General features: G+C 53.5%; 17 protein-coding genes. 3 read left to right on the top strand and 14 right to left on the bottom strand.

Translation table 11 applies throughout. The annotated features are described in order from the left end of the window. Positions 1-68: 68 nt before the first annotated feature. From PGR23_RS04395 to PGR23_RS04360, 8 genes are all read right to left on the bottom strand, one after another. A complete protein-coding gene (locus PGR23_RS04395) occupies positions 69-935 on the bottom strand; it encodes an aldo/keto reductase (protein ID WP_320482708.1) in 867 nt (288 codons plus the stop codon). 442 nt (positions 936-1377) lie between these two features. Then, positions 1378-2484 carry a PTS fructose transporter subunit IIC gene (locus PGR23_RS04390; protein ID WP_015366291.1) on the bottom strand — a complete coding sequence of 369 codons (1107 nt, stop codon included), beginning with the start codon at positions 2482-2484 and terminating at the stop codon, positions 1378-1380. Between the two features lie 43 nt (positions 2485-2527). Continuing rightward, positions 2528-2839: a PTS fructose transporter subunit IIB gene (locus tag PGR23_RS04385; RefSeq protein WP_001028229.1), complete on the bottom strand. Its 312-nt coding sequence runs from the start codon at positions 2837-2839 to the stop codon at positions 2528-2530. A gap of 52 nt (positions 2840-2891) precedes the next feature. After that, the gene (locus tag PGR23_RS04380) at positions 2892-3356 is read right to left on the bottom strand and encodes a PTS sugar transporter subunit IIA (protein ID WP_047078483.1); all 465 of its coding nucleotides are present in this window, start codon (positions 3354-3356) and stop codon (positions 2892-2894) included. A gap of 279 nt (positions 3357-3635) precedes the next feature. After that, on the bottom strand, positions 3636-4313 hold the full coding sequence (alsE, locus tag PGR23_RS04375) for a D-allulose 6-phosphate 3-epimerase (protein ID WP_032711805.1): 678 nt from the start codon (positions 4311-4313) through the stop codon (positions 3636-3638). A 21-nt stretch (positions 4314-4334) separates the two neighbouring features. Beyond that, on the bottom strand, positions 4335-5597 hold the full coding sequence (locus tag PGR23_RS04370) for a PTS ascorbate transporter subunit IIC (protein WP_015366288.1): 1263 nt from the start codon (positions 5595-5597) through the stop codon (positions 4335-4337). A gap of 31 nt (positions 5598-5628) precedes the next feature. Then, entirely contained in the window at positions 5629-5895 is a 267-nt protein-coding gene (locus PGR23_RS04365) for a PTS sugar transporter subunit IIB (RefSeq protein ID WP_045393078.1), read from the bottom strand. A gap of 10 nt (positions 5896-5905) precedes the next feature. Beyond that, positions 5906-6346, bottom strand: a complete 441-nt coding sequence (locus PGR23_RS04360) for a PTS sugar transporter subunit IIA (protein ID WP_049059487.1) — start codon at positions 6344-6346, stop codon at positions 5906-5908. 222 nt (positions 6347-6568) lie between these two features. On the opposite strand from PGR23_RS04360, the gene PGR23_RS04355 reads away from it, so the two are divergent. Further along, positions 6569-7621 carry a LacI family DNA-binding transcriptional regulator gene (locus tag PGR23_RS04355; RefSeq protein WP_072251429.1) on the top strand — a complete coding sequence of 351 codons (1053 nt, stop codon included), beginning with the start codon at positions 6569-6571 and terminating at the stop codon, positions 7619-7621. A gap of 179 nt (positions 7622-7800) precedes the next feature. Here PGR23_RS04355 and PGR23_RS04350 read toward each other — a convergent pair whose 3' ends face one another. Beyond that, positions 7801-9417 carry a peptide ABC transporter substrate-binding protein gene (locus PGR23_RS04350; RefSeq protein ID WP_063416258.1) on the bottom strand — a complete coding sequence of 539 codons (1617 nt, stop codon included), beginning with the start codon at positions 9415-9417 and terminating at the stop codon, positions 7801-7803. A gap of 188 nt (positions 9418-9605) precedes the next feature. On the opposite strand from PGR23_RS04350, the gene mpaA reads away from it, so the two are divergent. After that, positions 9606-10319, top strand: a complete 714-nt coding sequence (mpaA, locus tag PGR23_RS04345) for a murein tripeptide amidase MpaA (RefSeq protein ID WP_015366282.1) — start codon at positions 9606-9608, stop codon at positions 10317-10319. Here mpaA and ycjG read toward each other — a convergent pair. After that, positions 10310-11275, bottom strand: coding sequence for an L-Ala-D/L-Glu epimerase (ycjG, locus tag PGR23_RS04340; RefSeq protein WP_430915607.1), 966 nt, complete (start codon positions 11273-11275; stop codon positions 10310-10312). The two genes, mpaA and ycjG, sit on opposite strands and share 10 nt — an antisense overlap. 102 nt (positions 11276-11377) lie before the next feature. Here ycjG and tpx point away from each other — a divergent pair, with 102 nt between their 5' ends. Then, positions 11378-11884, top strand: coding sequence for a thiol peroxidase (tpx, locus tag PGR23_RS04335; RefSeq protein WP_015366280.1), 507 nt, complete (start codon positions 11378-11380; stop codon positions 11882-11884). Between the two features lie 28 nt (positions 11885-11912). Here the strand turns inward: tpx and PGR23_RS04330 are convergent, their stop codons facing one another. The 4 genes from PGR23_RS04330 to PGR23_RS04315 form a co-directional block, all read right to left on the bottom strand. Beyond that, the gene (locus tag PGR23_RS04330; RefSeq protein ID WP_047047297.1) at positions 11913-12950 is read right to left on the bottom strand and encodes an AbrB family transcriptional regulator; all 1038 of its coding nucleotides are present in this window, start codon (positions 12948-12950) and stop codon (positions 11913-11915) included. A gap of 135 nt (positions 12951-13085) precedes the next feature. After that, a complete protein-coding gene (tyrR, locus tag PGR23_RS04325; RefSeq protein WP_045393099.1) occupies positions 13086-14627 on the bottom strand; it encodes a transcriptional regulator TyrR in 1542 nt (513 codons plus the stop codon). A 1013-nt stretch (positions 14628-15640) separates the two neighbouring features. Continuing rightward, a complete protein-coding gene (locus PGR23_RS04320; RefSeq protein ID WP_047067032.1) occupies positions 15641-16702 on the bottom strand; it encodes a TIGR01620 family protein in 1062 nt (353 codons plus the stop codon). Further along, the gene (locus PGR23_RS04315; RefSeq protein WP_015705662.1) at positions 16699-18096 is read right to left on the bottom strand and encodes a YcjX family protein; all 1398 of its coding nucleotides are present in this window, start codon (positions 18094-18096) and stop codon (positions 16699-16701) included. Before PGR23_RS04315 ends, PGR23_RS04320 begins: the two co-directional genes overlap by 4 nt. Positions 18097-18185 lie beyond the last annotated feature (89 nt).

The raw sequence follows: 18185 nt of genomic DNA, 5'->3' as shown, positions 1-18185 counted from the left end.
GAAGATCTGTGGATTGGCAATGTTTATATCAGGACGGTGGGTTCCCCCACCGTCTCATTATGACTTTTCTACTGCTTTTTAACGCCCAGACAACCGCGAACAAATTCAGGATTAAAGTGTTTCACCGCTTCACCCACATAGCCTAAATCCAGTGCGCTGATTTGCGCCATTTCGCTGTCAGTCAGTGAGAAATCCCAGATTGCAAAGTTCTCTGCAATCCGTTCCTGCCGAGTGGATTTAGGAATCACCGTGACACCGCGCTGCACGTTCCAGCGCAGGACAACCTGAGCAATGGTTTTTTGATGAGCAGCGGCAATCCCCTGAAGCATTGCATCTTCATAAGGTTTATATCTGCCGCCGCCTAACGGCGCCCAGGCTTCAGGCTGAACGTTATAATGCTTCATGGTTTCCAGCGATGCGGGTTGCGCAAAGTAAGGATGCAGTTCGACTTGATTGACCATAGGTTTAATTCTGACGGTTTCGCAAAAGTTGGCTAAGACATGCGCATAGAAGTTGGACACGCCAATGGCTTTCAATTTACCGGCTTCATAAGCCTGTTCCAACGCGCGCCAGGCGCTGAAATAATCGCCCATGGCCTGATGCAATAAATAGAGATCGAAGTAATCCAGGCCCGATTTTTTCAGTGACGCCTCGATACCGGCTTTGGCCATATCGCCGTTGGCCATGTCCTGAACCCACAGTTTTGAGGTAATAAATAATTCCTCACGGGTACACAGCCCTTCGGCGATAGCTTCACGAACCGCCTCGCCCACGGCGTCTTCATTGCCATAGACGGCAGCGGTATCAATCAGGCGATAACCGGTACGAATAGCGCTTAATACCGACTGCTTACACTCTTCTTTATCGGTAACCTTAAACACGCCAAAACCGACCATCGGCATGTTGAGGTTGTTACTTAAAACTGCGTATTCCATGAAAAGGCTCCCGTCATGTGAAAACATCATTTTAGGACCGGAATGCCAACATGATTAGTCTGTCATTTCTGATTTGACCTATGCATTGAATTCATAAATACAGGTAGGTTGATTGGCGCAACGCTACAGAGCGGAGAACGTATTGAATTAATGCCGGATATGAAACGATGATTAAGACTGAACCACAAAATATTGCTGCTATTTACCCTCATGCTCTTCACCCAACGTTAATCGTCAGGGCCGCAATTGATTATTAGATAGTCTTTTTAAGTAACTCTGATAACATGCCTGTAAAAAATGGGCCACCCTGGCGACCCATTTTTTACTCGTGGCGATTAGAACAGAATGCAGAAATAATATATGTCGCAAAAACAATAACATTCTATTATCACATTGTATTGTGAACGCGACATCAAGTTACGACATGCCATTATGCATATATCTAACTAATCTTAATATCATCGAAGTTGATATCTTCCTCTTCTTGATCGTTATTAATAACAACATCGCGAGGAACATCTTTTTTGATGACAGCATAGATGGTTGCTGTTACTAAAATATTAACTATTAATGCCATAATACCTGCCATAGGATTTGACATTGTTGGGAGCATTAATACCCCGCCAAAAGGTACAGTTGCATCCGCACCATAAACCATGGTGATTGCACCACCACAAGCACCGCCGATTGCCGCTGCTGCAATACCGCGAACGATATCATTCATCACTATAGGGATAGATCCTTCAACAATATTCACTACCCCCATAGGAACCGCCGACTTCAACATTTCGATTTCTTCGTTATTATAGATATTTTTGCGAAGCAGCTTAGCGATAAAAAATGCAAGCCCAAAACCGATAGGTGTTGCCGTGTTGACTAACTGAAGGGCCGTAACTGGCTCATTTATACCCTGTGCCTGGAGGGTTAAGACGAATGCAAAGCACGTTTTATTGATCGGCCCACCAAAGTCAACGATACACAACGCCCCAATAACAGCACCTAACACTAAATTAGATGAAGTTCCCATACTTCTCAGGAACGATGTGAGTGCATCGGTAAAAATACCAATAGGCGTGCCGATGATATAGACCATGAGCAGAGCACTGAAAATGGATGCAAAAAATGGCACAATCAATGTCGGCATTAAACCCCGAGCCCAGCCAGGAACCTTCACATTTTTAATGATAGCAAGAGCAATATACCCGGAAATGTAGCCGCCGATCATTCCCCCGATAAAACCCGCACCAATAGCATTAGCGGCCAGACCGACAACAAAACCAGGGGCAATACCGGGCTTACCTGCGATCGAACCGGAAATTCCGATAGCAATAACGACGGGTAATAGTCCGAGTGCCTTAGCTCCCATGGTAGCGAAAGCCTGCCACAGATCAAATTGACCCGATACTAAAGTGTCCTGAACCGTCCCGCCAAAACCCATACCGATGGCAATAATAAACCCAGCGCCACAGACAATCGGAATCAAGAATGAGATGGCAGTCAGCAGATGACCTTTAGGGTTTGCTGCTTTCCATATTTCTTTTATATTCATAAATTACGCCCTTTATTTTATATAGGATACGCATAGGTAGGGGTTATGAATTGACTAATTCACCAAGCTTTTCAATAAGCTTATTTGGTGATTTAACTGCCATTTCCGTTGGTACTTTGACGACTTTCTTTCCGGCAAACCTTTCTTCACCGGAAACTTTAACATCGGCGGCTAACAGAACAATGTCGGCTTGTGCAATTTCTTCAGCGGTCAAGGCATTCTCAATACCTATAGTGCCTTGCGTTTCGATTTTGACATTGTGACCGGCCTTTTTTGCAGCTATTTCAATTTTCTTTTGCGCAATATAGGTGTGTGCAATACCTACAGTGCAGGCTGTAATTCCAACAATATTCATAACTATTCTCCAGAATGGTTTTTTAGATACTATGGCAGATCTGACAATTAATTTAAGCGCTGGCACCTTCAGCATTTAAAAGATCAATAATTTTTTGAGGGGAATCTTCCATCAGCAATTTTTCTACTATCTCTTCATCGGCAAGTGAACCTGAAACCTGGGATAATAATCGGATGTGGGTAGTATTTTGATCCACCAGGCATACAGCAAATAAAATAATACAACGAACGTCACTACCATCCATCGTTTCCCAGGGGATATGATGTTGGGTTCGTCCAATGGCCAATGCCGTACGGGCTACGCCTGAGGATTTACCATGCGGGATCGCTATATGATTTTCGAATCCAGTGGAGCCCTGTTCTTCACGTAACCAAACATCTTTCAGAAAAATATCTTTATTAATAACTGCTCCATCACGTACTAATAAGTCAGCTAATTCTTCAATTGCTTCTTCTTTACTCTTAGCCATCATGTTCAATTTGATATTTTTTACGTTCAGTACACTCGAAATGTCCATAAGTTACCTTCGTTAATATAAATAATCATTATTAATCAGCGATACCAGCTTCTGCCACCATGCAGTCTGCCAAACCTGTCGGGGCGCCTCGGTGGTCGGACAGCATAAATAGATAGCATCCGCAAGCGTGCGACGAGGCGCCGCACGCGAACTCCAGATATAAAAAGGGTTACAGCGCTCTCAACCATATAAATCTAACGCGAAGGCAAAAAGACAGACCGGTTAAATAGACTCTTTGCACCGCACAATGGCTCAATACGGCTGAGCGCGCTGCAATTTTCAGGCAGCGATTTCGCGTTGATAGATATCGACCATTTTATCCCATGCATCGCTGACATTATCCGCCAGGGAGAACAGGCCCGAGGTTCCCACAATAAAGACGTCAACGCCCGATTGGGAGATAACATTAAAAGTTTTCTCGTTACAGGAGCCGTCAATTTCGGTCAGATAGTGGTACCCATGCGCTTCGCGCATCGCGATCAGCTGTTTAATTTTATTGAGCGACTCCGGGATAAACTTCTGACCTGCGTAGCCTGGGTCAACCGACATGACGGTCACTTTATCCAGCAGGTGCGCGTACTCTTTAATAGCATCCGCCGGTGTAGCAGGGTTCAACACCACGCCGCAGCGACGACCAGCGTCTTTAATCTGGTTCAACAGACGGAATATTTTGTTATTCGCCGTCTCAGGGTGGAAGCTGATAATATCGGCCCCGGCATCAATACACATTGGAATTATATCTTCCGGGTGATTCACCATTAGATGTACGTCGATCGGCACATCGGTAATTTTTTTCAGGTTTTCGATAAAAAACGGTGATAGCGTAATATTCTTCACATAGTTACCGTCCATAATATCGACGTGATAAAAATCAGCCCGACCGTTCATTGCCGTAATTTGCTCTCTGAATTGCGTTAAATCCATACACATTAACGAGGGCGAAAATTTAGCTGCCATACCTCACCTCTTTAAAATTAGTTAGTTAAACAGTGACACGACATGCCCAAGAATGATGCCAACAACGCCAAAGTCCGCATCGCCAAAGGTGGTGGATGCAAAGCCAAGGTCGCCCATCAGGGGCAGCAAAATCGCGGGCAAAAAAGAAATCAACAGACCGTGGGCGAATGCCCCCACCACCGCGCCGCGACGACCGCCGCAGATGTTGCCGTAAACGCCCGCCGTCGCGCCGCAGAAAAAGTGTGGCACCAGGCCGGGAACAATGACGCTCAGGCCAAGCAGCGGACACAGGAACATACTCACCAGACCAGCGGCAAAACTTGACAGGAAGCCGACGATCACCGCGTTCGGGGCGAACGGAAAGACGGTTGGACAGTCGAGCGCCGGTTTCGCGTCTTTCACCAGCTTGTCGGCGATGCCTTTAAAGGCCGGAACAATTTCGGCAATAATCATGCGAACACCCGCAAGGATGATCCACACGCCCGCCGCGAAGGTCAGCGATTGGATAATGGCGAAGATGATAAAGTTCTGACCACCACTGATGCTGGTCTCAACAAACTCTTTACCTGCGACCAGTACCAGAATCAGGAACAGAATCATCATCGTCAGCGAGATGGCTACCGAGGAGTCACGCAGGAAGTTCAGCGTTTTCGGCACTTTCAGCTCTTCAATCGACGGGCTGCCTTTACCGATCGCCTTCCCCACCAGCGCCGACAGCAGATACCCGGTTGAACCAAAGTGGCCCAGCGCCAGGTCATCAGTGCCTGTAATTTTGCGGGTAAATGGCTGCAGAATAGCCGGAGAGACCACCATCATGATACCGAGGATTACCGCCCCCACCAGTACCACCCAGAACGGCGACAGACCGCCGACAGAAAGAATGACAGCCAGCATCGCCGACATATACAGCGTGTGGTGGCCGGTCAGGAAGATGTATTTCAGCGGCGTAATACGGGCAAGGACGATGTTAAACAACATCCCCAGCACCATGATCATGGCTGTCGCAGTACCGTAGTTTTTCTGCGCCAGCGCCGCCATGGCGTCAGTATTGGGTACAACCCCCTGAATATGGAAGGAGTGCTCAAACAGCTGGCTAAACGTCGTTAACGTCGTGGCGACAATCGCCGCCCCGGATGTTAATATCACAAACCCCATAATGGTTTTGAGGGTTCCGGAAATAACGTCGGAAACTGCTTTTTTCTGCAATAATAAGCCGATCAGGGAAAACAGACCGACCAGTATTGCTGGTGTGCCCAACACATCATGAATAATAAACTGCAGCATAGAATGACTCCGTAAGGCCGCAAATAATTAATCAGAGATTCTCGGAAAGAATTTCTTTGATTTTATTGTTATCCAGCAGGTTAGATAAACCAAAAACCTGTGCAGAATGGCTGGACAGATGTTCAGCTATATCCCTGGCGCTAAGAATAATATCGGCAGTTTCGCTTTTTGCTGAAGTCAGATCGGTATGGGAAACCTCTGCTTCTTTATTCAACTCTGTAATGATTTTTTTTACGTTCATTTCAACGATAAAGCTACTACCTAAACCGTTACCACAAACAATCAGAATCTTTTTCATCTCTACCTCATTATCCATTGATAACGGCTTGAATTGTTTTCATTGATGATGCTTTCAGCAGTGCTGAGAGTCGTTCATCATCGCTAAAAATGTCCGCCAGTGCTGTAATCATATTGATGTGTTCATCTCCCGAAAGCGCACACAGCATAATCACGACGTAAATAGGGTCATTATCTTCCGAATCAAAAGAAACGCCTTTTTTAATATGTAATAGCGATAGCCCGTTTTTAATAGCCCCTTGCTCCGGGCGAGCATGTGGCATCGCCAGACCAGGCGCTAAAACATAATAAGGACCAAGTTTTTGGTGGCTGTTAAAAATGGCCTGAATATAATTTTCAGTAATCGCCTCTTTCGCCAATAAGGGTTGGGCCGATAATGTAATTGCCTGTTTCCAGTCACTAATTGAATCTATAATCTGGATATTTTCCGTGGGTAGCCAGGTCGTAATCATAAATACCCCGATGGCGTTGAAGGTGCGCCTACTATAGTGGAATGCCTTTACGGCTTACCGTGATCTCCCTCGCAAAGTTAGCGCTAACATGGTAGCTATGTTAAAATTATTGTTACCGCTAACTTGATAAACCATACTTATCATTACTTTGCTGTTGGGCAATGCGCAAAGCGCTAAATATCATTTACAATGGCTGCCCAGTCAGGCGAAAGGAGGAAATCAGTGCAGACGTTAGAAGCGGACGATGGCGCGAGAGAAAAACGCAGAAAAAATACCGGTAAAATTACGCTCGCTGAAGTAGCAAAACTGGTTGGCGTTAGCACAATGACCGTGTCTCGCGCGTTACGGATGCCTGAAAAAGTGAACCCTGAACTGCGCACACGCATAGAAGCAGCGGTAAGCGAACTGGGTTATGTGCCAAATCTGCAGGCCCGCAACCTTGCCTCCGCTGACTCTAGCCTGGTGATGGGCGTGGTTCCCTCTTTTTCCTCCCCGGGCTTTCTTGCCGTCTCCGAAACACTGCAGACCGTGCTCGCGACCCAGGGCTATAGCATGATGTTTATCGAATCCGGCCAGGGTGGACAGAGTGAAGAAAAAGCTTTTGCGCAAATGCTCGCTTACAACCCGGCTGCGATTGTTCAATTCAATATTGATAACATCAGCAGTTGTTCGCAAATGATAAGTAATACCGGCGTGCCGGTGGTTGAGATTGGCGCCATCAATCGTGATGCGAGCTGGGTTAGCATTGGTGTTGACTATGCTGCAGCCATCAAAAAGTTGGTCACCTCGCTTGTACAGGCCGGATATAAAAATATCGGCCTGCTTTGCACGGCTTCCAATAACATTATGTTTCGCCAGGTACTGAGCGGCTGGAACAGCGCGATGCTCTCCGTTAACCACTCTCCGCATCGCGTGGTGACCTCTCACCTGGCGGCAGGTATTACGACCGGCCTGAACCTGCTCGGCGATATTCGTATCACCTGGCCCGAACTGGATGCGCTGATTTGCACATCCGATGAAATCGCCTGCGGTTGCATTATGGCCTGCCATGGCGCGGGGCAAAAAGTGCCCGACTCTCTGGCACTGGCAAGCCTGAGCGGGGGGACTCTTGCCGCCGTTTGTTCACCGGCGCTGACTGCCGTCGAATTTCCCTGGAGTGAAACGGGAACCCTCGCAGGACAGACATTGCTGGAGCTCCTGGCGGGTAATTCGACGGATAAATTCATTGAATTACCTTCAGCGTTACAAGTTCGCGCCAGCACCAGAAAGCCATAGTTTTAGTGACATATTTATTGATTTGTTATCCCGCCAAATACGGCAGGATAACTATGAGTCAGAAAAGTGATGTTTTCATCTGCGGCGGGAAATGGTCAGAAAGAGAGACTGGCGCTGTAAGCCGCGCCAGTTCTGGGGTTAGTGATGGTTGCCTGACGCCATCAGGCAACCGGTACTGATTAATGCTTCACAATATACATCGTGCGGCTGTAGGCCACGTCTTCCGGATTGGTGATCGGGTATCCTTTTAACCACGGCTTGATCAGGCGGCCATTGGTATACTGATAAATCGGCGCAATAGGCGCTTTGGCCATGATGATTTTCTCTGCCGCATTGTAATCATCGTTACGCGCTTTTTCCGAGGTTTCCTGCGCCGCCTGAGCGAGGATCTTATCGTATGCCGGATCGTTAAACCGCGAGATATTACCGCTATGAGTAGAAGTGAGTAGCGACAGGAAGGTCGACGGCTCGTTGTAGTCCCCTACCCACGACGCGCGGATAACGTCGAAATTACCGGTATTACGACTATCGATGTAGGTCTTCCACTCCTGGTTTTGCAGTTTCACGTCGACACCGAGGTTTTTCTTCCACATTGACGCCACGGCGATGGCGATCTTTTGGTGATTTTCCGACGTGTTGTACAGCAGCGTCAGCTTCAGCGGACGGTCCGGGCCATATCCTGCCGCCGATAGCAGCGCTTTAGCCTGGGCATTAAGCTCGGCCTGGCTCATACTTTCAAACTGCGAAGGCTGCGGGGTAAAGCCTGCGGTGACATCAGGGGTGAATCGCCAGGCCGGTTTCTCGCCGGTGCCGAGGATCTTCTCCGCCATAATCCGCCGGTCGATGGTCATGCTTAACGCCAGGCGCACGCGCTCATCGGCGGTTGGCCCTTTCTGCGTATTGAAGGCGTAATAATAGGTACCTAACTGCGGCGGCGTGTAGACCTGTCCGGGAATATCCTTCAGCAGCTTCTGATACATATTTTTCGGGAAGGATTCGGTGATATCAATATCCCCCGCCAGATAGCGTTTGGTCGCCGAGGATTCCTGGTTAATCGGCACGAAAGTCACCTGCTTAATCACCGTTTTGGCGTTATCCCAGTACTGTGTATTCGGCACGACAACCAGTTTCTCATTCACCACCCGGTCTTTCAGCACATAGGCGCCGTTGCCGATAAGGCTGCCCGGGCGCGTCCAGCTAGCGCCGCTTTCAACGTTGGCTTTCTGCACCGGGTAGAACGCAAAGCTGGCGGTCAGGTTGCTGAACCACGGCAGCGGTTTATCCAACTGCACGCGCAGCGTGTGGGCATCTACCGCCGTCACCCCGAGGGTGTCTGGCGCCGCTTTACCATCAATAATATTTTGCGCATTACTGATACCCGCTAAGGCGGCAAACCAGGCAAATGGCGAGGTGGTTTTCGGATCGACCAGCCGCTGCCAGCTATAGACGAAATCCTGCGCCGTCACCGGAGTGCCGTCGGACCAGCGCGCATTATCGCGCAGGGTAAAGGTCCAGACGCGGTTATCGTTGCTCTGCCAGCGGGTCGCCACACCAGGGATGATATTGCCCTTCGCATCCTGGTTCACCAGCCCTTCGAACAGATCGCGGATAACCTGAATTTCCGGCAGGCCGACGGCTTTAGCGGGATCTAATGAAGCGGGCTCGTCTTTGATATGGCGTACCAGCTGCTGTTTTTCAGCTAATACGGTTCCCGGAGGCACGTCAGCCGCCCAGGCAAGAGAAGAAACGCTGGCTAACCACAGCGCGCCGCATGTCAATGTGACAGGATACTTCATGAGATCCCCTTTTAAATGAACAAACCAGTGCTGGCAGAGCGATAATTATTTGTTTCCCCAGCTGAAATTGCAAACAGCTTATGATAGAAAATTGACATGACGAGTTTTTTCGCCAGCCATGGAAACTATTTGATTCCGGGGCGCTTTTCTACAACACTGCTAACAATAACCTGATGACAGGATACCCTATGCCCGTTTCACGCCCTCGCCCCTTGCGCGGCGCTTTCCCGCCAGGCACGCAACGCTACGGCCAGTCGCATCTCGGCGCGCCGCTGCTGTGGTTCCCCGCTCCGCTGGCCGATAGCCGCAGCGGTCTGATTATCGCCGGCACGCACGGCGACGAAAACTCGTCGATCGTCACCCTATCCTGCGCGTTGCGCACGCTGAAACCGGAGCTGCGTCGCCACCACGTCGTTCTCACAGTCAATCCCGATGGCTGTCAGTTAGGGCTACGCGCCAACGCCCGCGGCATCGATCTCAACCGTAACTTTCCGGCCGCTAACTGGAAGGCGGGAGAAACGGTGTATCGCTGGAATAGCGCCGCGGAAGAGCGCGATGTAGTGCTGCTGACCGGTGAAAAGCCAGGTTCGGAACCCGAAACCCAGGCGCTGTGTCAGCTGATCCACCAGATCCACCCGGCGTGGGTGGTCTCCTTCCACGATCCGCTAGCCTGCATTGAAGACCCCGGCCACAGCGAGCTTGGACAATGGCTCGCCGGGGCCTTTAATTTACCGCTGGTGGGCAGCGTCGGTTACGAAACGCCAGGCTCTTTCGGCAGCTGGTGCGCCGATATCGGCCTGCCGTGCATTACCGCCGAATTCCCACCGGTCTCCGCCGACGAGGCCACAGAAAAGTACCTCGCGGCGATGACCGATTTACTGCACTGGCACACTCACAGATGAAGCAGGCCGGTGCTGAACTGCAGCGCCGGCTCGACATCCACCGCCAGCCAGGTCGGTCCATCAAGGTCCGCGAAACGGGCCAACGGCGCCAGCGGCAGCGCGGCGGAAATGGCCCGTGAAGTACAAAGCATACAGCCCAGCATCCGCGTATAGCCCAGCCGTTCAGCCTCCTGCGCCAATAGCAATGCCTCGGTCAAACCACCGGTTTTATCCAACTTAATGTTGACCATTTCGTAGCGGCCCGCCAGCGCCGGCAGGCTTTCCCGCGTATGACAGCTCTCATCGGCGCAGATCGGCAGCGGATGAATAAAGTTTTCCAACGCCTCATCCGCGCCGGCCGGCAACGGCTGCTCCAGCATCGCCACGCCAAGATCGGCCAGCAGCTGGCAGCGAGCCGCCAGACCCTCGCCACGCCACGCTTCGTTAGCATCCACGATCAAGGTCGCCTGCGGCACCGCGTCGCGAATAGCAACCAGCCGCTCGCTAATCAAATGATCGTCGAGCTTGACCTTCAGCAGCCGCGCGCCTTTCTCCCACAGCGCGGCGGCGCTGGCCGCCATCTGTTCCGGCGTGCCGATTACCACGGTTTGCGCCGTCACCACTTCGCGCGGCAGATTGACGCCAAGCAGCTGCGGCAACGTTTTCCCCGCGCGGCGCGCCTCCAGATCCCACAGCGCACAGTCGACGGCGTTGCGCGCGGCTCCTGCCGGCAGTAGCTGTTGCACCTGCTCGCGGGTAGTGCCGCGCTCAAGCTGCTCGCCGATCGCCATAATCTGCGCCATCACCGAGGCGATGCTTTCCCCGTAGCGCGGATAAGGCGTACATTCTCCGGCCCCTTTTACCCCATCCTCTTCTATTTCCACCACGACAACTTTGGCCTCGCTGCGGCTGCCGCGAGAAATAACAAACGGCGTGTGTAGCGGCCATGATTCTTCAAAAACTCGAAGGTTGCGCATTCCCTGGGCCTCTTAGGTAAATGTTAAATAGAGTTTGCCGTGTTGCTGGCTGATGTCATACACTAACTACGACGTTAACTATATGTAAACAGGAAGATAACCATGTCGCAAACCGTACATTTCCAGGGTAACCCAGTGTCCGTTCAGGGCTCCATTCCGCAGGCTGGCGCGAAGGCGCAGCCGTTTACGCTGGTCGCCAAAGATCTCTCTGACGTCACGCTGAGCCAATACGCTGGTAAACGTAAAGTACTGAATATTTTCCCAAGCATCGATACCGGCGTCTGCGCGGCATCGGTTCGCAAATTCAACCAACTGGCTTCTGAGCTGAACAACACCGTGGTGCTGTGCATCTCCGCTGACCTGCCGTTCGCGCAGTCCCGTTTCTGCGGCGCAGAAGGCCTGAGCAATGTGGTCACCCTGTCCACCCTGCGCGCGCCGCAGTTCCTGGCAGATTATGGCGTTGCTATCTCCGCAGGCCCGCTGGCTGGTCTGGCAGCACGTGCAGTCGTCGTTATCGATGAAAACGACCAGGTGGTTTACAGCCAACTGGTTAACGAAATCACCGAAGAGCCGGATTACGATGCGGCGCTGGCTGCGCTGAAAGCGTAATCGCCCTCCTTCTGTTATCAAGCCTCCTTCAACGGAGGCTTTTTTCTTTGCGCGGCGCATAGCGCGAAATCAACCGCGCGGTGGCCGGGCCGGTGAGCAATATGGTAAACAGGCGCAGCGTTTGCATCGCCATGATAAAAGACATATCCGCCCGGGTCCCGACGGCGATTATCGCTACCGTATCCAGGCCGCCGGGGCTGGTCGCCAGATAGGCGGTGAGAAAATCCAGCGGCAGCAGGTGCGTTAACGCTAAAGCCATCAGCGCGCACAGCGCGATCAAGCCAACGATGGCGGCGATGATTTGCGGTAGCGTCTTCAACGCCAGCAGAAAAATCTCGCGATTAAACTGCAGGCCAACCGTCCAGCCGAGCGCGGTATACGCCAGCACCAGTAACCATTCCGGTAGCTCCAGCAACAGCATGCCCTCGCCCTGCGCCAACGCGCCGGCCAGCATCGGTAATAACATTGCCCCGGACGGGATGCGTAAACGTAACCCCAACCAACCGGCGACCGCGGTCAATAGCAGCGTTAACGGTAGATTAAAAGTCAGCGGCGGGAACCAGACGATATGCTGGGTCATCTCCTGCGCCTCGCCGCCAAGCGCCAAACGCACCACCATCACCGCCGCGCCGACCACAAAGAGCACCCGCAGATACTGCATCAGAGCCACCAGCCGAACATCGGCTCCATACTCCTGCGCCATCACCACCATCGCCGATGCGCCGCCCGGCGAGCTTCCCCACGCGCCGGTTGCCCCGGGTAGCGAACTGTAGCGCACCAGCAGCCAGCCGGTCAGCGCGCTGATGGCTAGCGTGGAAAAGAGGATAATCAACACCAGCGCCCAGTTGGCGGCCAGAACGCCGAAAATAGACGGCGTGAGCGCACGGGCGATCATGCAGCCGATGATAGCCTGAGCGGCGATAAAGAAGGGACGAGGGAGACGAATCGTGGCGCCGCGCAGGCTGAGGATTATTCCGGCGATCAGTGGGCCAAGCAGCGGCGCGGCAGGGAGATGAAAGCGGAACAGCACAAAGGAGAGCACGGCGGAGAGTACCAGTAATATCATCCACTGAGGCCAATCCCGTTGCAGCACCAACCGTCACCTTCCCGGAAAAAAGAATAATAAAATAAGTATATACAGAAATATCGCTAAAAAAACGCAGTTAATTGCGGCCGCGCCGAGCCGGCCGCAACCTGTGACTTACTCGTCGCCCTTCTTCTGGCTCAGACCATACTCGCGCAGCTTGTTAGCAATCGCGGTATGCGAAACGCCGAGACGTTTGGCTAATTTACGCGTGCTGGGGAAACTGCGATACAACTGCGTCAATACCGAACGCTCAAAGCGGCGGGTAATATCGTCGAGCGATCCTTCCATCGCCTCTTCGCCAACCGGCAGCGACGACACATCGTGATCTGGCAACAGGATATCCTGCGGGCGCAGTTCGAAGCCATCAAGCTGGGTTAACGCCCGGTACACTGCGTTTTTCAACTGACGCACGTTGCCCGGCCAGCTATAGCGGGTCAACACGGTATTAAGGTCGGCAGAGAGTTTGGGCCGCGGGATGCCCTGCTCATCGGCAAAGCGCGCGACGAACAGTTCGGTGAGCGGCATGATGTCCTGCGGACAATCACGCAGCGGCGGCAGATTCAGCGTCAACACATTCAGACGATAATAAAGATCTTCGCGGAACAGCCCTTTCTGCACCAGTTCGACGAGATTTTTTTGCGTCGCGCAGATAACGCGGACATCGACATGCACTTCGTGATCTTCACCGACGCGACGGAAAGTGCCATCGTTGAGAAAGCGCAACAGCTTCGTTTGCATGCCCGGCGACATTTCGCCGATCTCATCCAGCAGCACAGAGCCGCCGTTGGCCTGCTCAAAGAAACCTTTTTTCCCCTGCGACGCATCGCCGAATAGCTCGCTCTCCACCGCGTTTTCCGGAATCGAACCGCAGTTCAGCGCCAGATACGGTTTGCTGGCGCGCGGGCTGGCCAGATGGCAGGCATGGGCCAGCAAATCTTTACCGGTACCGGTATCGCCGACAATCAGCAACGGGGCGCTAAGCATCGCCAGCTTGCGGGCCTGTTCAACGACGTGGCGCATTTTCGGCCCAACGGCGAGGATCTGGCTAAAGGCGCTGGTATCCTGGGTCGTCAGCGTTTGCAGTTGACGCCCCATACGTACGGTGGAGCGTAACATCACCACGGCGCCGGTTAGCACACGTTCGGCGTGTTCGCCTTCCAGATACACCGGCGTTACTTCCAGCATAAAGTTTTGGCCATTAACGACCACATGCTCGGTATGCGACTCCAGCGGATTGCCTTCCAGCCAGCGCTGCAGGTTGAAATCAGTAATGAGCTGCGCCACCGGATGGCTGCGTAAGCGGGCCTGGGTTTGACCAAACAGCTGGCAGCTGGCCGGGTTGGCAAGCTCTACTTTGCCTTTGGCATCCAGCGACAGCACCGGTTCCGGCATTGCCACCAGCAGCGCGCTCAGCGCCAGATGTTCCCGTTCTGACGGCATCCACGCCACGGTACGTACATCGGTTACGCCGGAGATACGGCGGATTTCCGCCATTAAACTGCTGAAACTGGCGAACTCCAGCTCGGCGAAATTAAGGTAGATTCGGCCAATCGGGTCGATATCGATACCGCGCAGGTCAATACCGCGCAGCACCAGCAAATCGAGTAATTCACGGGTCAGACCAAGACGGTCCTGACAAAAGACTTCCAGACGCATAGGAGTTTTCACCCTAAAAAGGCCAATGACGGATGAATGATAGGACAGATATGGGCTTACGTGAAGATAGCTGTCAACAATTATTGACAGTATGGCGGAAAAATGGGCTTTATGCCGTAAAGTTATGCGGGCAACAGTAAACTGTTTAAAGGATTTCATCAATTACAGCAGACGCAGCGTATCGTTTGGTCCAGGAAAGCATATGCGTTGTGTTAATTCAGAGCACATTGCGCTCCCGATATTTCTTCTGCGTTATGGCTCTCATGGCACAGAGGGCGCTGGTCGCTAGGTTTTTTCCCGGAGGCGGCGCGTTGCGCCTTCTCCGGGCTACCAAATCGCAAAGCGCTGTAGCCCCGGTAAGCGGCAGCGCCACCGGGGGATCCAGCGTGGTGAATAAATTAACGGCAGGTCGCACGAACCGTAGATACTGTTATCGGTTTGCAACCTTTTAGCTTGAGAAAAGCGTTTATCTCGTTTCGCTCCAGAGTATCTTGCGCTCCTGGTTAATTTTTCTGCGACATGTTTTCCGTGGCGCAGGGAGCGCACAGAGGGCGGCCAGTCGCCGCCGCCCTCTGTACTCCCGGGCTCTGGCCGCCAAAATCGCCACTTCGTGGTACCTTCGACTTATCCCGGCAGGCTTCGGGTCGGGCCGAGGCAGCGTCCTTGCAAATCACGGCCCTCAGCCCGCATCCATGCGGGCTGCCCCGGCCTGCCGGGAACGTCTCAGCGATTTTGAGGCCACCAACACCGGCAGTTTCAGTCAGCATGGTGAATAAATTAAAGGCAGGCCGCACGGACCGTAGATGCTGTTATCGGTTTACCACTTTTTTAAGGGGTTTTCCCGGAGGCGGCGCGTTGCGCCTTCTCCGGGCTACCAAATCGCGCAGCGCTGTAGCCCCGGTAAGCGGCAGCGCCACCGGGGAATCCAGCGTGGTGAAGACATTAAAGGCAGGCCGCACGAACCGTAGGCCGGGTAAGGCGCAGCCGCCACCCGGCATTTACGCTTGCCGGCGTTATTTCTCCGCGCCGGTTTTGCTTTTCTGCAGCGTCTCTTTCAACTGGCCGATCAGCTCGCGGCGAAAATCGCCGAGCCGCGGTTTATCATCGGCGATCCACGGCAGCGGACGGCACAGCTCCATCGCCTTAATCCCCAGACGGGCGGTCAACAACCCGGCGCCGATACCCTGGGCGGCGCGCGCCGACAAGCGGGCCGCCAGATCCTGCGACATCCAGTCCATTCCGACTTCACGCACCAGTTCGCTGGCGCCGGCAAAGGCGATATTCAGCAACACCAGGCGGAATAAACGCAGGCGGCTATAATAGCCGAGTTCAATACCGTAGAGAGTGGCGATACGGTTAATCAGCCGCAGGTTACGCCAGGCGATAAACGCCATATCGACCAGCGCCAGCGGGCTAACGGCGATCATCAGCGTCGATTCCGCCGCCGAGCGGCTGATTTCCCGCCGCGCCTGTGCGTCCAGCACCGGCTGTACCAGTTGCGCGTACAGGCTCACCACTTCACGATCGTTTTGCGTTTCATGGATGGCCGCATACCAGCGCTGCAGCGCCGGATGCGATTGATCCAGCCCGGCCTGCTGCGCCAGCTTCTCACAGAACGCGCGCCCTTTGCCCACCGCGTGGCTATGCATCAGATCCCGCGCTTCATCGCGTTCGTGCGCGCGCTGGCGCAAACGCCACAGGCGACGCCATTCGGTCGCCACCGAGCCCACGCCCGCGCCGACAATCAACGCCCCGGCCGCACAGCCGCCGAGCGCAATCCAGTCCTGGGTCTGCCAGGCCGTCGCCGTCCACTGTACGCCCTGCGCCACCACGCTAATGCCAAAAATCGCCAGACCGGCGCTAACCATCCGCCGCCACAGGCTGCGTTTCGGGCGCAGTACCGATTCCACCACCGCTTCGGCGGCCCCCTCCTCTTCAGCCACCATTTCAGGCAGCATCGGAGAGAAGGTTTGCGCATCGGCCGCGTCAAAGGCGCGGGCCGATTTTAAGGTCTGGCTCTTTTCCGTTTCCAAAGGGCCATCGAAATCGATCCGCGGTTTTATCGGCTCGCTCATCGCAATTTATCTCCAATCAAAAATTCCAGCGCCGCGTCGAGGCGAATATGCGGCAGCGGTTTATCGACATCCATCGCTCTCGGGCGGAAGTTCTCAAACTGGAAGCCCTGCTGTTCCCAGAAGGCCTGACCCGGCAGCCGCGCCGGCACCTCGCCCGGGAAAATGGTGAGCGGCTGCCCATCGCTCAGACGATCGCCGCGCAGCGCCGGGATCTTCTCGCCGTTAACCTCGATAAGCCCGCCCTGGGTGGCCTGAATTGACGCCAGCCCCAGACAATCCATGCTGATGCCCTCAAAGGCGGCATTCTGCCAGGCGTCCTGAATCAGTTGCTGAAGTAGCGACACCATGTTGCCATGCTGATCGACGGTCACGTGATCGGCTTTGGTGGCGGCAAACAGTAGCTTGTCGATAACCGGTGAAAACAGGCGGCGGAACAGCGTTCGCTGGCCGTAATGGAAGCTTTGCATCAACTGGGTCAGCGCCAGGCGCATATCGTTAAACGCCTGCGGCCCGCTGTTTAATGGCTGCAGACAGTCCACCAGTACAATCTGGCGGTCAAAGCGCAGGAAGTGATCTTTATAAAAGCCTTTCACCACTTTCTCGCAGTAGTATTTGAAACGCTCGCGCAGCATCCCGGCATTGGTGTGTTTATCAGCCTGCGCCAGTCTGGCTTCGCCAATCGCATCGACATCCGGCCAGGGGAAGAACTGCAGCGCCGGCGCGCCCGCCATGTCGCCGGGAAGCACAAACCGCCCCGGCTGAATAAAGTGCAACCCCTCGCGCTTGCAGGCGTGCAGATAATCGGTCCAGGCGGCGGCGATCTCCGCCAGACGGGTTTCGTCGGCGGGCGCCAGCGGATCGAGCCCATCGCACAGCTGTCGCCAGCGGGCAGACCATTCCCCGCGTTGCCCCTGTAAAAGCCCGGTCATCTGCCGCGACCAGCTTAAATAATCCTGCGCCAGCATCGGCAGGTCGAGCAGCCATTCTCCCGGATAATCCACGATTTCCAGATACAGCGTTGAAGTGTCTTTGAAATGACGTAGCAGAGAATCGTTAGAGCGATAGCGCAGCGCAAGACGAATTTCGCTCACCCCACGGGTCGGCGTCGGCCAGGCCGGGGGCTGGCCATAAAGCTGTGCCAGGCCTTCATCATAGGTAAAACGCGGAATACCGAAATCACGCTGCGGAACCCGTTTCACGCCCAACAGACGTTCTTCACGCGCCGCGCTCAGCAGCGGCAACCGCGCCCCGGCGTGGATATTCAGCAGTTGATTGACCATCGCGGTGATAAAAGCCGTTTTACCGCTGCGGCTTAGCCCGGTCACGGCAAGACGTAAATGCCGGTCAACCCCGCGGTTGACCAGCGCATTGAATTCAGTTTTGAGTCGCTTCATCGCCAGTCCGTTATGCCCAGAAGGAATGTCGTTTAATGATAAGCTAAATAGATGGGGATAATCAGGGCCAATATAAAGCGCGCCGGTAT

It is taken from the genome of Klebsiella sp. 141162 (assembly GCF_050600755.1).
Lineage (GTDB): Bacteria > Pseudomonadota > Gammaproteobacteria > Enterobacterales > Enterobacteriaceae > Klebsiella > Klebsiella aerogenes.
This window is presented reverse-complemented; position numbering and strand designations above follow the sequence as displayed.